Origin of the sequence: Prevotella pallens, from assembly GCF_900454935.1 — a bacterium.
Classification (GTDB): domain Bacteria; phylum Bacteroidota; class Bacteroidia; order Bacteroidales; family Bacteroidaceae; genus Prevotella; species Prevotella pallens.
On the sequence record NZ_UGTP01000001.1, the window covers coordinates 299,508 to 314,253 of the forward strand.

General features: G+C 38.5%; 7 protein-coding genes. 6 read left to right on the top strand and 1 reads right to left on the bottom strand.

All coding sequences use genetic code 11. The features are described from left to right. The first annotated feature begins 26 nt into the window (after nucleotides 1-26). From DX009_RS01245 to DX009_RS01265, 5 genes are all read left to right on the top strand, one after another. Complete coding sequence (locus DX009_RS01245) at nucleotides 27-1,493, top strand: leucine-rich repeat domain-containing protein (protein WP_115082751.1); 1,467 nt, start codon at nucleotides 27-29, stop codon at nucleotides 1,491-1,493. 57 nt (nucleotides 1,494-1,550) lie between these two features. Beyond that, the gene (locus tag DX009_RS01250; RefSeq protein ID WP_115082752.1) at nucleotides 1,551-3,011 is read left to right on the top strand and encodes a leucine-rich repeat domain-containing protein; all 1,461 of its coding nucleotides are present in this window, start codon (nucleotides 1,551-1,553) and stop codon (nucleotides 3,009-3,011) included. 68 nt (nucleotides 3,012-3,079) lie between these two features. Beyond that, the gene (locus tag DX009_RS01255) at nucleotides 3,080-4,516 is read left to right on the top strand and encodes a leucine-rich repeat domain-containing protein (RefSeq protein ID WP_115082753.1); all 1,437 of its coding nucleotides are present in this window, start codon (nucleotides 3,080-3,082) and stop codon (nucleotides 4,514-4,516) included. Nucleotides 4,517-5,066: 550 nt separating this feature from the next. Further along, entirely contained in the window at nucleotides 5,067-9,518 is a 4,452-nt protein-coding gene (locus DX009_RS01260) for a choice-of-anchor J domain-containing protein (RefSeq protein WP_115082754.1), read from the top strand. A 170-nt stretch (nucleotides 9,519-9,688) separates the two neighbouring features. Continuing rightward, complete coding sequence (locus tag DX009_RS01265; RefSeq protein WP_115082755.1) at nucleotides 9,689-11,881, top strand: leucine-rich repeat protein; 2,193 nt, start codon at nucleotides 9,689-9,691, stop codon at nucleotides 11,879-11,881. 318 nt (nucleotides 11,882-12,199) lie between these two features. On the opposite strand, the gene DX009_RS01270 is transcribed toward DX009_RS01265, so the two are convergent. After that, a complete protein-coding gene (locus tag DX009_RS01270; protein ID WP_115082756.1) occupies nucleotides 12,200-13,153 on the bottom strand; it encodes an NAD-dependent epimerase/dehydratase family protein in 954 nt (317 codons plus the stop codon). Nucleotides 13,154-13,337: 184 nt separating this feature from the next. Between DX009_RS01270 and kbl the strand changes: the two genes are divergently transcribed. Continuing rightward, nucleotides 13,338-14,525: a glycine C-acetyltransferase gene (gene kbl, locus DX009_RS01275; protein ID WP_115082757.1), complete on the top strand. Its 1,188-nt coding sequence runs from the start codon at nucleotides 13,338-13,340 to the stop codon at nucleotides 14,523-14,525. The last annotated feature ends 221 nt before the right edge of the window (nucleotides 14,526-14,746 follow it).

The following is a 14,746-nucleotide window of genomic DNA, read 5'->3' on the forward strand; positions in this document are numbered from 1 at the left end:
TTTTAATATAATACTTTGAAGTTATGATGAAAAGATTTTACTATTTGTTTGTGTTTTTGTCCTTTATTCTCTTTTCCTCTCAAAAGGTATATGGACAAGCCTCTTTCTTTGATGCTCACGTGAGCAAGTATGGAGAGTTGGAGCAGGTCTTGGGTGAGAAATGGGACAAAATCGATTCATTAATTGTACATGGACCAATCAATGAAGCTGATTTCACAACGATGTGGAAATGCAGCTTTGAGGGGAAACTTACTGTGCTGAACCTGGAACATGCGCAAATAGAAAACAATAAGATACCTACGCGTGCACTTTTTAAGGTTGATAGGCAGGTTATTGATGACCCGAGAGCATATCAAGGAGTTGTTTATCTGCCAATACGTCATCTGATCCTTCCTGAGGGTATTCAAGAAATAGGAGACTTTGCTTTCTCGCGAATGAGATTAGAACAAGTGAACCTTCCTAAGAGCCTAAGGAAGTTGGGCCGTTCATGTTTTTCAAGTTGCCATTGGCTGAGTACCGATCCTTTGATTATCCCGGAGGGGATCACGTCTATTCCACTACAATGCTTTATAAATTGCCAATGCTTCAAGAAATTGGTGTTACCCTCTACACTTAAAACCATCGAAGGCGCAGCTTTCTATAACACGAGAGTGGAAGAGGCAAACTTCCCTGAGGGATTGGAGTATATCAAAGGGCTTGCTTTTGAGGGTTCTGACTTAAAAAAAGCAATATTGCCAAGTACCCTTAAAGAATTGTCCGAATATACCTTTTCACTGTGTCTCAAATTGCAAGAGATAAAAATCCCAGAAGGTGTCACCACAATACCCAATGCTTTTGCGTATGATTGCCCTTTATTGGAAAAAGTGAATATTCCAAGGAGTGTAACAGTAATAGAAGCCTATGCTTTCGGAAGTAACGTAATGCTTAAACCAATAGACTTGCCGGAAGGTTTGAAGCGTATAGAAAACGATGCTTTTTATTATTGTGCAGTTGATTCTATTGTTTTCCCCGCTTCGTTGGAATACTTGGGTGGAGGGAGCTGTGCTTGTTGGAAATATGTAAAGAAAATATATTCGCTCTCTGCCAACCCTCCTTATTGCTCCGAAGATATACCCAATCCGGGAGAGGGTCCGTTTTATGGTTATACTCCAAAGGAAACTCCTCTCTATGTTCCCATCGGTTCGGGAGAAAAATATCGGCAGGCTTTCGGCTGGAACTACTTCACGAATATCATCGAGACGGACAAGTTTCCAACCGGAATAGTTTTGCCTAAGATGAGTAATAACGAACAATGTAAGGTATATGGGAAAGACAACGAACTCGTAATAGAAATTCCTAATTTGCTTTCATCGCCTATTCATTATTCCATTTATAGTATAGATGGAACCATGATAGAGCAAGGCAACCTGATAAAGTCTTATACATTAAGAATGCCTGCAAAGGGAGTTTACATTGTACGTGTTGGAAATACTACACATAAAATATTTATGTAAGTGTACAATCATAAGAAGTAGGAATTAAGTTGGTTTTCATTTAAATACATTGCAGATATGAAAAGAATAATACTTTTTTTATTACCTTTTGTGTTGAGCTATTCACAAAAGATGTGGGGACAAGCCTCTTTCTTTGATGCTCACGTGAGCAAGTATGGAGAGTTGGAGCAAGTATTGGGTGATAAATGGGACAAGATAGATTCATTAATTGTACATGGACCAATCAATGAAGCTGATTTCACAACGATGTGGAAATGCAGCTTTGAGGGGAAGCTTACTATGCTGAACCTGGAACATGCGCAAATAGAAAACAATAAGATACCTACACGTGCACTTTATAAGGTTGATAGGCAGGTTATTGATGACCCGAGAGCATATCAAGGAGTTGTTTATCTGCCAATACGTCATCTGATCCTTCCTGAGGGTATTCAGGAAATAGGAGACTTTGCTTTCTCGCGAATGAGATTAGAACAAGTGAACCTTCCTAAGAGCCTAAGAAAGCTTGGTCCTTTCAGTTTTTCAAGTTGCCATTGGCTGAGTACCGATCCTTTGATTATCCCGGATGGGATCACGTCTATTCCACCACAATGCTTTATAAATTGCCAATGCTTCAAGAAATTGGTGTTACCCTCTACACTTAAAGTTATTGGCGAATCAGCTTTCTACAACACAAGAATAGAGGAGGTAAACTTGCCAGAGGGATTGGAGAAAATCGAGCAAGGTGCCTTTGCCGGCTGTAATATAAAAAAAGTGATAATACCTGCTTCCCTAAATGAATTACCCGGATTTCTTTTTTCTATGTGTCCCTATCTGAAAGAAATTTATATTCCCAATCACATTACAAAAATTCCCGGCTCTTTTGCTTCCTGGTGTCCTTTGCTTGAAAAGGTGAATATTCCCAAGTCTATAATAGAAATTGGAGTTGACGCTTTCGCAGGCGATGTAAAACTTAAACCGATAGACTTGCCGGAAGGACTAAAACACATAGAGCAGGATGCTTTATGGTACTGTGCAATTGATTCCATCGTTTTCCCTGCTTCGTTGGAATATTTGGGTGGAGGAAGTTGTGCAAATTGGAAATACATAAAAAAAATATATTCCCTTGCAACAATACCTCCTTATTGTGCAGAAGACATGGATAATCCCGGTGATGGACCATTTCACGGATATACACCGAACGATGTTCCTCTCTATGTTCCCATCGGTTCGGGAGAAAAATATCGGCAGGCTTTCGGCTGGAATTACTTCACGAACATCATTGAAACAGATAAGTTCCCAACCGGAATCGTTTCGCCTAAGATGAGTAATAACGAACAATGTAAGGTATATGGAAGAGACGGAAAGCTTTTCATAGAGTTTCCTAACACGCCCGCTTGCCCTGTTCGTTATTCTGTTTACAGCATAGGAGGCACAATGATAGAACAAGGCTATCTCACAGCTTCACACACCCTGCAAATGCCATCAAGAGATACTTATATTATATATGTGGGCAATGCTGTATACAAGATACTTATGTAGTTTTTGAATTATTAAAAATAGAAGATAAGTTAATTTCAATAATCTTTATAAAACAAAACTTTAAGGATATGAAAAGAATAATACTTTTTTTGTTACCTTTTGTGTTAATCTGTTCACAAAAGATGTATGGACAAGCCTCTTTCTTTGATGCTCACGTGAGCAAGTATGGAGAGTTGGAGCAAGTATTGGGTGATAAATGGGACAAGATAGATTCATTAATTGTACATGGTCCAATCAATAAAGCCGATTTTAAGACAATTGTTCGTTGTGCGAGGGATGGCTCTATGCAGATTGTCAATTTGCAATATGCACAGATTGAGAACAATAAAATTCCAGATTCTGGGTTTGTCGATTGGAATTTGTACAGTTCGGGGCGCTATTTGGACATCCGTCGCATTATCCTTCCTGATGATATTACGGAGTTCGGTTTCTGTGCATTTTTAGGATTGACATTGAGGACGATCAATATTCCTTCTTCGTTGAGAAAATTGGGGGAAAGTTGTTTTGAGGATGATAAATGGCTTGCGGTAAATCCTTTGATAATCCCCGAGGGAATTGAGGAAATCCCTATTCGATGCTTTCAATGGTGCGATAGTCTCAAGAAAATTGTTCTCCCCTCTTCGCTTAAAACCATTGATATGCTTGCTTTCTATTATGCAAGGGTGGAAGAAATGAATTTCCCAGAAGGCTTAGATAGTATCGGATTTTCTGCTATATATGCTACAAAACTTACAGAGATTATATTGCCTAATACCGTAAAAAAGATAGGAAATGCAGCATTAGCAGACAATAAGGAACTAAAGAGTATTATCTTGCCTGAAGGACTTGCAGAAATCCCTCAAAGATTATGTAGTTACTGCTCAAAGTTAGAAAAAATAGAAATTCCAAAATCCGTGAAAAAAATTTATAGTAGTGCGTTTCAATGGTGTTATAAACTTAAAACCAATCTCCCGCCAGAGATTAAATTGATAGATTGGGATGCTTTCAGCTATTGTGCCCTTGACTCCATCGTTTTTCCGACTACCGTAGAATATATCGGAGGAGGAGCCTTTAACGACTTGACTTCCTTACAAAAGATATATTCAATGTCACCAATACCGCCCATTTGTGCTGAGCATCCAATTGTTAATCCCGGTGATGGACCATTTCACGGATATACGCCGAACGATGTTCCTCTCTATGTTCCCATCGGTTCGGGAGAAAAATATCGGCAGGCTTTCGGCTGGAACTACTTCACGAATATCATCGAGACGGACAAGTTTCCAACCGGAATAGTTTTGCCTAAGATGAGTAATAACGAACAATGTAAGGTATATGGGAAAGACAACGAACTCGTAATAGAAATTCCTAATTTGCTTTCATCGCCTATTCATTATTCCATTTATAGTATAGATGGAACCATGATAGAGCAAGGCAACCTGATAAAGTCTTATACATTAAGAATGCCTGCAAAGGGTGTTTACATTGTACGTGTTGGAAATACCACACATAAAATATTTATGTAAGTCTTCATTAAAGACTTAATTAATTCGAGCGTACTCTAAAGGAAAGATTTACGTATGTAAATATAAGAATTCACTATTGTAGACTTTTGTCTTAAATACTTAGATTTAAATGTTCTTTTGGAGTTATACAATTCAGTATACAACTTCAGAAGAACATTTTTGTTATCCAATTGAGTAAAGTAAATATATTTTTTAGAACCAGTAGAAAGAGATGGAAGACTCTAAGTAGCATATTTAACAAAAGCATACATCATAATTATTTTGTTGACAAAATAAAGTAGATGGGAAGAGCAATATTTATCAATAAAATTTGGTATTCAATTACAATTATTATATCTTTGCAGGCATCTGAATATCTTTTTGTGTATCATATAAAACATTACTATTATGAAAAAAGCCTATTATTAACATATTAGAATCTGTTTCGTCTAAAACAGATGTATTGAACAATGAGTCTATTGCACCGAAACTTAGTTAGCAAACACATATAAACAACACAATTGTTGCATACTACAGTTACCCAAATTTATAATTTTTATCTTAATCAGACATGAAAAGAAAAAAGCATTTTCTTGCCATCGCTGCCATCGCAAGCATAATGGCATTATCAACATCGGCACAAAACACGCCGAAATCAGACACACCTTTTATATTAAAGAAGGTGTTACCACAAGCGAAGAAAGCAGATACGAAGTTTAAAGAAGTTAAAACTTTTCCGCTGCTAAACCAAATGATGATAGCCCAACCTAAACCATCGCTATTACGTGAGCCCACAGATGGAAACAAATTGTACGCACCTAAATTTGGAAACAGCCCTCTTTCGGTGTTACCGAACCTCGAGATGTGGGCTAATATCCTCTCAAACAACTTCGTAGGTGTATGCTGGTTCAATCCAACACAAAATATTTCGTTCAATCCTTTAGCTGGATACGAGAAAGGATACTTCAATGCTGGTAGCGGATTAGCCGAAGATGCGGAACAATTACATGGAGTTTATCTCGACACAACCTATTCGGGCTGGGGCATCATTCTAGTTGTTCACTTTGCATGGGACACCCGAACATGGGAAATGATAGGCGAACCTGAAGTAATAAGAGACTATCGTGTTGTGGCAACTGAAACTGCTAACGACCCACAAACAGGCGAAGTGTTTGGGCAGTTCTACAATGCCGACCTTACACGGAGAGAGTTTGGAGTGATAGATTACCAGACGATGACAAGAACAACTATTGGACAATCGGCACACCAATACGTTGCAATGGGTATTACAAGCGATGGTGAAGCATACGGTGTTGCCACCGATGGCAATTTCTACCATATAAATCGTACAACAGGAAAGGAAACTCTAAAAGGTTCAACAGGTATACAAGTAGCACGCCATGACGGCAATGCCTACTTCCAAAGTGGAGAAATAGATCCCCGCACCGATGAGTTTTATTGGGCATCGGTAGACTCTACTGGCTTATCAATGCTCTATACAGTAGACTTAGCCGATGGTCATCTTACGCAAGTTGGTGCGTTGGGTAATACTAATGTTATGGCATTGACTATTCCTGCTCCCAAAGCAGCCGATAAGGCCCCTGCAGCTGTAAGCGCACTTAGCTACGAATTTACTGGAGCATCGCTCACTGGTAAGATTAAGTTCCGTGCTCCCGATGAGACATTCGGTGGGAAATCGTTAAATGGAACACTCGATTATAGCATTACAAGCAATAAGAACGAAGTAGCAACAGGAACCGTTCAGGCTGGCGATATGTGCGAAGCTACGGTTACATTGCCTGAAGGAATTAACAAGATTGCCGTTACGGTAAGTAACGAAATTGGGCGCAGTCCGAAGAAGAAACAGGAAGCTTATATTGGTTTCGACACACCATTGCCCGCAAAGAATGTCCGACTAAATATTGATGCAGCCAACCATGCAACCTTAAACTGGACAGCTCCAACCAAAGGAGTGCACAATGGTTATCTCGGTTCGCTGAAGTACGACATATATAAAGTAGTAGATGGCGATACCATTCTTATTGCAACCGATAACGAAGGAACTACGTACAGCGAGAACATTCCAGCCGATTTACTAAAGAAATATAGCTACGCTGTTAGAGCAAAGAACGAAAAACACCAGAGTATACTCGCATTGAGCAATGGACAAACTGTAGGAAGCGCATTCAGAGTTCCCTACTTCGACGATTTCTTAACAGAGGCTGATGCAGAACTCTACACTATTATTGATGCGAACCACGATGGTACAACGTGGAAATGGCTTAGTGGAAGTACCAACTGTTTCTTCTATAAGCATAGTTTTATAAACGGAGACGACTGGCTGATTACGCCTTCTATACACCTCAAAGGTGGAAAGAACTACAAACTTAGCTTCCGGGCACGTGCTGGATTAGAGAACTATCCTGAACGCATTGAAGTGAAATGGGGAAATGGAAATGCAGTATCTAATATGACCAATGAGCTTCTTCCTCCTACCAATTTAACTTCAATAGCATATCAGCCTTACAGCAATACATTCTCGCCAACAACAGATGGAGACTATAACTTTGGTTTCCATGCTATATCTGATGCTGAAACATATTTCCTTTATATGGACTCTCTATTCATTGAATCGGCAGAAACTTCAAGACCAGCAGCTGTAACAGAAGTAAAGGCAACGCCCGATCCGTCTGGTGCACTCAAGGCTAACTTCTCTTTTAAAACGCCTACCAAGACAACAAATGGAACTACGCTGTCGGCGATATCTAAGATAGAAATTCGCAAAGGCAACTACATTGTTAAAACTATAAACAATCCTGCAACAGGAATTACCATCACTGCAACCGATGATAAAGCAACAAGGGGCAAGAACGAATATGCTATTATTGCCTTTAACGGAGATGAACCCGGCGAACGAGCTACTGTGAAAGTGTGTGTAGGTATAGACAAGCCAGATGTTCCTTCGGTGCGTGTCATAGACCAAACCTCTTCTGCTAAAATAACATGGCAACATGTAAAAGGCGCTAATGGAGGCGTGATTGTTCCAGCAGAAGTAAGATACGATATATATAATGTAACAGATGCTGGAGCTGTTGGCGAAAAGATTGGTTCGGTACAAGGTGGCACAGAATATCTTGTAAATGGGCTACAAAATAACGAAGGTGTACAAGACTATAAACAATGGGCTGTTAATGCCAACACATCGATGGGTTCAAGTCTTTATGGTGTGGGCGCAATAGTTGTTGGAACTCCTTATATGCTTCCATTCCATAATAGTTTCAAAGACTTATCGCTCGAAAATCAGTTCTTTGCTATTGAGCGTCCTAACAAAGAAATATCGTGGGATATTGTTAACGACAGAACGGTTGATAACGATGGGGGAGCTATTGTTTTCAATCCATCAAAAGCTGGAACCGCTGCCATTGTTACAGGAAAGATTAGTTTGCAAGGTGCAGCTTCACCAAAATTCCTATTCGATTATTATACACAACCTGGCACAAAAGGTTCGTTAGCCATCGAATTAGTAAAACAAGATGGGACATCTATAAACTTCTGGGCACACGACCTATCAACCGAAACAACTGGTACTGCAAAATGGAATCACGTAATACTCGATTTGCCAACTGAACTCTTAAGTCAAGATTACTTCCGAATTAGAATACGTGGTGCAGCAACTGCTTCGCTCGAGAATACCCCAATATATGTAGATAACATCAACGTTATAGACCCATTACAAAAAGATGCTGCCATAACAATGACTGCTGTTGAAAGCGTTAAGAAGGGACAACCTATTAATCTCGATGTTAGAGTAACCAACGCTGGACTCGATAACATTCGTGGTTCAAAGCTTATTGTTACAGCAAATGGGAAAGAAGTGTACAAGTCTTCCATCGATCAGGACCTTCTATTAATGCAACAAGCAAAAATTCCTGTAGCCGTTAAGACTACATCGTTAGACCAATCGCAGGAAATGAAGCTTACTGCCACTATTGAGATGGAAAACGACCTCGAAACAAATAATAATACTGCTAGTGCATCTGTACGACTGATTACAGCAAAACTTGCTAGCCCGACAGACCTTAAAGCTACAGCTGCTGGCGAAAACAAAGTGAAACTGACATGGAAAGCTCCATATATTGAAACAAATGTAGTGGAAGACGATTTTGAAAACTACGCTGCATGGTCTACTACCTTTGGCGATTGGACAACTGTTGATGCCGACAATGGATATGCTGGTGCACTTTCTGAAAAAGGAACATATCCACATCAAGACGAGAAATTTGCTTTCGTAAATTGGCAACCAAGCGATGTATTTGGAGCAGGACAAGGTTTGGCACCACACTCTGGTAAACGTGCAGCTGTCTCTATATATCAGTTCAACAAAGGCGGAACAGAATACGTTACAGCCAACAACTGGCTTATCAGTCCGTTACTATCTGGCAAAGAGCAGACTATTCACTTCTGGGTAAACAATATCAAATCGGAAACTAACGGACGAGAAACGTTCGATGTATTGGCATCTTCTACAGGAACCGATACACTGAACTTTGTAAAAATAGGAGATACATACGTGCAAGAGTCTGCAAAGTGGACAGAAATTAGTGTAAAACTACCGGCTGGAACACGATATTTTGCCATTCATCAGAATACTTCTAAGGAGCAAGCCTCTATCTTTATGATTGACGATGCAAGCTATGAAACCGGTAATATCCTATCAAGCTACAATGTTTATTGCAATAAAGAATTCAAAGGCAATACTGCTGAGACAAGCTTCACAGATATGGTAGACAATACAGATGTTATCCGCGATTATAGCATTACAGCTGTATACTTTGATGGTTCAGAGTCTGCTCCAGTAAGCATAGAAGTTTCAAACGATATTGAAACAATCAATCGTAATGAAACCATTGCTTACGACGTATACTCTATTGAAGGAATATTAGTATGCAAGAAGTCAGAAAATCTCCGCCATCTACAACCAGGTATCTACATTGTAAATGGTAGAAAATGTATTCTGAAATAACATTCTAAATTGAATTTAATATCTAACATCATAGTTAGTGTAAACTCAATTTATTGAGGACTGGTCCCAAAAGAGACTAGTCCTCAACTACTTTTCTTTATTGATAAAAGAGGTTTATCATTAATCGCTTGTGAGTTATCATTTATATGTCTAATTAAATCATCACAGTTATGAGAAAAACTTATTTACTTACATTACTTGTAACGTTGTTATTCTGTTATACTTCAAGTGCACAAACGGCTAAAACTGTAGATGTTGCACAACCAGGAACTTTATCAGTAACACTTGGTGAAGAACTTAAAACCGTGAAGAACCTAACTGTTACTGGAAAAATTAATACCTCGGATATTGATGGGCTTATGCAAGCAAGTGCGTTAGAAGTATTAAATCTAACAGATGTAATCATTGTAGATACTGAAGGAAAAGAATCGAAAACGTTTCCGGCTTACACTTTACGCAAGCACCCAACACTAACTACAATGATGTTTCCTAAATTAATAACGGCAATAGGAAGCGGTGCTTTCTTTAAATGCCTGAAATTAAAGAAGGTTGTATTACCCCAAAACATAAAAAAGCTGAACGAAACTGCTTTTATGAACTGCTCTAATCTATCCGAAATTAATTTTCCTGATGGGCTGGAAACTATTGGCAGAAATGCACTTTATATGACCGCAATTACAGAATTCAACGCTCCAAAATCGTTAAAAACATTAGGCGACAATGCCTTATATGGTACACAAATTGTAAAGGCTATACTAAATGATAAGTTAGAGAAAATTGGTCAAGCTGCATTTGCTGCTTGTAAGCAACTTGCAAAGATAGAAATCGAAAATAATCCCAACTTTAAACTGGTAGATGGCGTACTTTATAATGCTGACGAAACCACACTTGTTGTCTATCCGTTGGCAGATAAAAGACCATTATACAAAACATTGTCAACAGCAACAACTATCTATCAAGGCATATTTGAAGGTGCTGTAAACCTTAAGGATATTTATATTAACGAAGGAGTTAAAACGATTCCTGTTAGTTTATGCTGCAATGCCGAGGCTTTAGAACGTATGTATTGGCCAGCTTCTATTACCGAAGTGAAGGTTGGCGCAATAGATGGTTGCAAAAAATTACGCGAACTACACGTTGCTGCTATAAAGGCACCTGCTGCTGATACTGGAGCATTTGGAGTTATGTTTAAAAACTACACTGCTTATCTTTATGTGCCTTTCGGAGCGAAAGCAAGTTACGAAGCAAACGAAGAGTGGAACGAAAACTTTTTAGGCATTAATGAAGAAAGCACAGATCCTAATACAATTGTTTTTAAAACCAATAGGGCTGTGGGCGACGTCCTATCATTGAAAGTTGGCGCAAAAGAAGGAGAAGAAATTAGAATAAAAGGTGCATCGTACAACGCTCAAGACCAGTTGATTCTTACCGATACCGAAGTAACGCTTTACGGAAAAATTACGAAGATAGATTGTAGTAGCAACAGACTATCTTCAATTCTTATTACCAATCAACCACAATTACGAGAAATCTACTGCGACGATAATGAACTTACAAAGCTAGAAGTGAACTACGTGCCTGTATTAGCAACACTTTACTGTGGTAACAACAAGGATTTGGAGAAAGTAGACCTCAATTCTATGCCTGCACTCGCAGATTTTAGTTGCTACGGCAATAAGATAAAACAACTTGATCTTAGTAAAAACCCTGTACTCACCTCGTTAATCTGTCGAGATAATCTTATTGAAGGCACGCTCGACCTTAGCAAAAATCCAAAGGTAGAACAAGTAAATTGCTATAACAACGCAATTTCTGAAATTAAATTAGCTACAGAATCAAGTTTGCGACACATTGAAATGCAACGCAATAATATTAAAGGAACAAGCATGACAGAGTTCATGAAAGCACTACCTGTATATATTGCTTATGGTTCAGACGAATGGGACGACTATGGAGGACTAAATTTGCAGGGACTCTATGTTACCGAAACAACAGGTACTCTCGAAAAGAATATGGCGCTTGTAAGTGATGTGAAAATTGCCAAAGATAAGAATTGGCCTGTATTTGCATTAGATATTGATGATTATGGTTCAAGTGCACCAAAGCCATATAACGGTGTAGATCCAAGCGGAATTAATGAAACTAATACGAATGATATTGTTAAAATTTATACTACACACAGAATTATCAATATAGAAGGACTTTCTAAAAATGAGCCTATAATGCTTTATACCACAAATGGGACTCTTATAGATAAATCTGTTAGTAGTAATGGTTCAGCACAACTCCACGTAAAAGGTATAGGAATGTATCTTGTAAAATGGGCAAACAACATTGTTAAAGTAATAGTTCCAAATGAATAACTATCCAGAGCCTATTTATATCTAAGACAAAAAGACGTTAAAAGAAATTATTATGACTAACGAGTTGATTTCCGCATTGCTAGAAATCAGCTCGCTTCCTAATTTCTACAGTTTCTGTATCACATTCCATCTCTATTTCCTATTACATTTGCAGAACTGTATGTATATGTGATTTCAGAAATATATTTAGTAATATTGTCCATATATGTTTACGGTACAGGTTTATCAACAATAAAAAGCCCAAAGACAAATGCTTCGGACTTTTTTCTTTTATCTTTTGGGAGATTTCTTTCAACCTCCACTTACTTTTATATTAGCTTAGAGCAATTTCTTGCTGAGCTGTTCGAGCATATCTACAGTCATGCTCTTGAGGTCGTATTGTGGTTTCCAGTTCCATTCGCTACGAGCGCAAGAGTCGTCCAAACGATCTGGCCAGCTGTCAGCAATACCTTGCTTCAATGGGTCTACATCGTAAACCATTTCAAAGTTAGGCTTGTGTTTCTTAATTTCAGCAAAGATTTCTTCTGGTTCAAAACTCATAGCCGCAACATTAAAACCATTGTGGTGAATAAGTTTTGTTGGGTCGGCTTCCATCAAAGAAATAGCAGCATGCAATGCATCTGGCATATACATCATATCCATGTAGGTGCCTTTATTTATAGGACATACAAATTTTTCACCTTTCACTGCTGAATAATAAATATCTACAGCATAGTCGGTTGTACCGCCACCTGGAGGTGTTACGTATGAAATAATACCTGGGAAACGTACCGAACGAGTGTCTACACCATATTTTTTCTGATAATAGTCTGATAACAATTCGGTTGTTACTTTAGAAACTCCATAAATTGTTCCTGGACGTTGAACAGTGTCTTGTGGTGTCATGTCGTGAGGAGTGCTTGGACCGAACGAACCAATAGAACTTGGTGTGAACACTGCACACTTGTTTTCGCGAGCAATTTCAAGAATGTTCCACAAACCATCAATACCAATTTTCCAAGCCAAACGTGGTTTTCCTTCTGCTACTACTGATAGTAATGCTGCAAGATTGTAGATTGTGTCGATGTTATATTTCTTCACCACTGCAGCTATCATTTCTGGATTGGTAACATCACATTCTGCAGATGGACCTCCTTCGAGAAGTTCGCCAGTAGGTTCTGCTCCTTTTATGAAACCTGCAACTACGTTGTTGCCACCGTAAATACTGCGTAACTCTCTTACAAGCTCTGAGCCTATCTGCCCTGTAGAGCCAACAACTAAAATATTTTTCATATTATTATTAAATAGATTTTATCGTTTTATGCCACAAAGTTAAGTACTTTTTTGATTAATTTAGAAATTAGAAGTATTAATGTTGTATAAAAAAACAGTTTACCCACAAAATAATTAGTATTTCAGTTTCTTTTCTCAAAAAATATAAGGACCTTTGTATGCGAATAATTAAAAACTTTATACTATGTATGGTAAAATGAAACAACATCTCTGCGATTCACTCGCAGGACTCAAAGATGCAGGTCTTTACAAGGAAGAACGTATTATAGAAGGACCACAGCAAGCTGAAATATTAGTAAAAGGCAAGAAAGTACTAAATTTCTGTGCTAACAACTATCTCGGCTTATCTAACCACCCTCGCCTTATAGAAGGTGCAAAAGCTATGATGGACAAGCGTGGTTTTGGTATGTCTTCAGTACGTTTTATCTGTGGAACACAAGATATCCATAAGGAACTTGAGGCTGCTATTTCTGATTATTTCAAAACAGAAGATACAATTCTCTACGCTGCTTGCTTCGATGCCAACGGGGGTATATTTGGAGCTTTGTTTAACGACGAAGATGCTATTATTTCTGACGCATTAAACCACGCTTCTATTATAGACGGTGTTCGCCTTTGCAAGGCAAAACGTTACCGTTACGCTAATGGTAATATGGAAGAATTGGAGAAATGTTTGCAAGAAGCACAGGCTCAACGTTTCCGCATTGTTGTTACCGATGGTGTTTTCTCTATGGACGGCAACGTTGCTCCGATGGACAAGATTTGCGATTTGGCAGAAAAATACGATGCACTTGTTATGGTAGACGAAAGCCACTCTGCAGGTGTGGTTGGCGAAACTGGACACGGTGTTAGCGAACTTTGCAAGACTTACGGTCGTGTTGATATTTACACAGGCACACTTGGTAAAGCATTTGGTGGTGCACTTGGTGGTTTCACTACTGGTCGCAAAGAGATAATAGATATGCTTCGTCAGAATAGTCGTCCTTATCTCTTCTCAAATTCGCTGGCTCCAAGCATTATCGGCGCAAGTCTCGAAGTGTTCAAAATGCTGAAAGAAAGTAACGAATTGCACGACAAGTTGGTTGAAAACGTAAATTACTTCCGTGAGAAGATGATGGCTGCAGGTTTCGATATTAAACCAACACAAAGTGCTATCTGTGCTGTTATGCTTTACGATGCAAAACTTTCACAAGTTTACGCTTCAAAGATGCTCGAAGAAGGCATCTACGTTACAGGTTTCTACTATCCAGTAGTTCCAAAGAACGAAGCTCGTATCCGTGTTCAAATTTCCGCAGGGCACAATCGTGAACAATTAGACAAGTGCATTAACGCTTTCATTAAGATTGGCAAGGAACTTGGTGTGCTGAAATAGTATGAAATTAAAAAGAACTTTTATTAAAAGATATCATATTGTCTCAAGAGTGATTAATGAGTCTTTCAAAAGTTTATTTATAATATAATTATGATACTGGTGAATAATTTTCATCAGTATCTTTATTATGTAGTAATATGAAATTTGGATATAGTGTAATAACTTTTTGGAATATAGTTTTTTATTTTACCACTTACTTCTCACACCGATTAGGTAATAAC

Excerpts from the sequence above, each read along its gene's own strand:
- DX009_RS01245 (WP_115082751.1), top strand. The coding sequence starts at position 27 with ATGAAAAGATTTTACTATTTGTTTGTGTTTTTGTCCTTTATTCTCTTT.
- DX009_RS01250 (WP_115082752.1), top strand. The coding sequence starts at position 1,551 with ATGAAAAGAATAATACTTTTTTTATTACCTTTTGTGTTGAGCTATTCA.
- DX009_RS01255 (WP_115082753.1), top strand. The coding sequence starts at position 3,080 with ATGAAAAGAATAATACTTTTTTTGTTACCTTTTGTGTTAATCTGTTCA.
- DX009_RS01260 (WP_115082754.1), top strand. The coding sequence starts at position 5,067 with ATGAAAAGAAAAAAGCATTTTCTTGCCATCGCTGCCATCGCAAGCATA.
- DX009_RS01265 (WP_115082755.1), top strand. The coding sequence starts at position 9,689 with ATGAGAAAAACTTATTTACTTACATTACTTGTAACGTTGTTATTCTGT.
- DX009_RS01270 (WP_115082756.1), bottom strand. The coding sequence starts at position 13,153 with ATGAAAAATATTTTAGTTGTTGGCTCTACAGGGCAGATAGGCTCAGAG.
- kbl (WP_115082757.1), top strand. The coding sequence starts at position 13,338 with ATGTATGGTAAAATGAAACAACATCTCTGCGATTCACTCGCAGGACTC.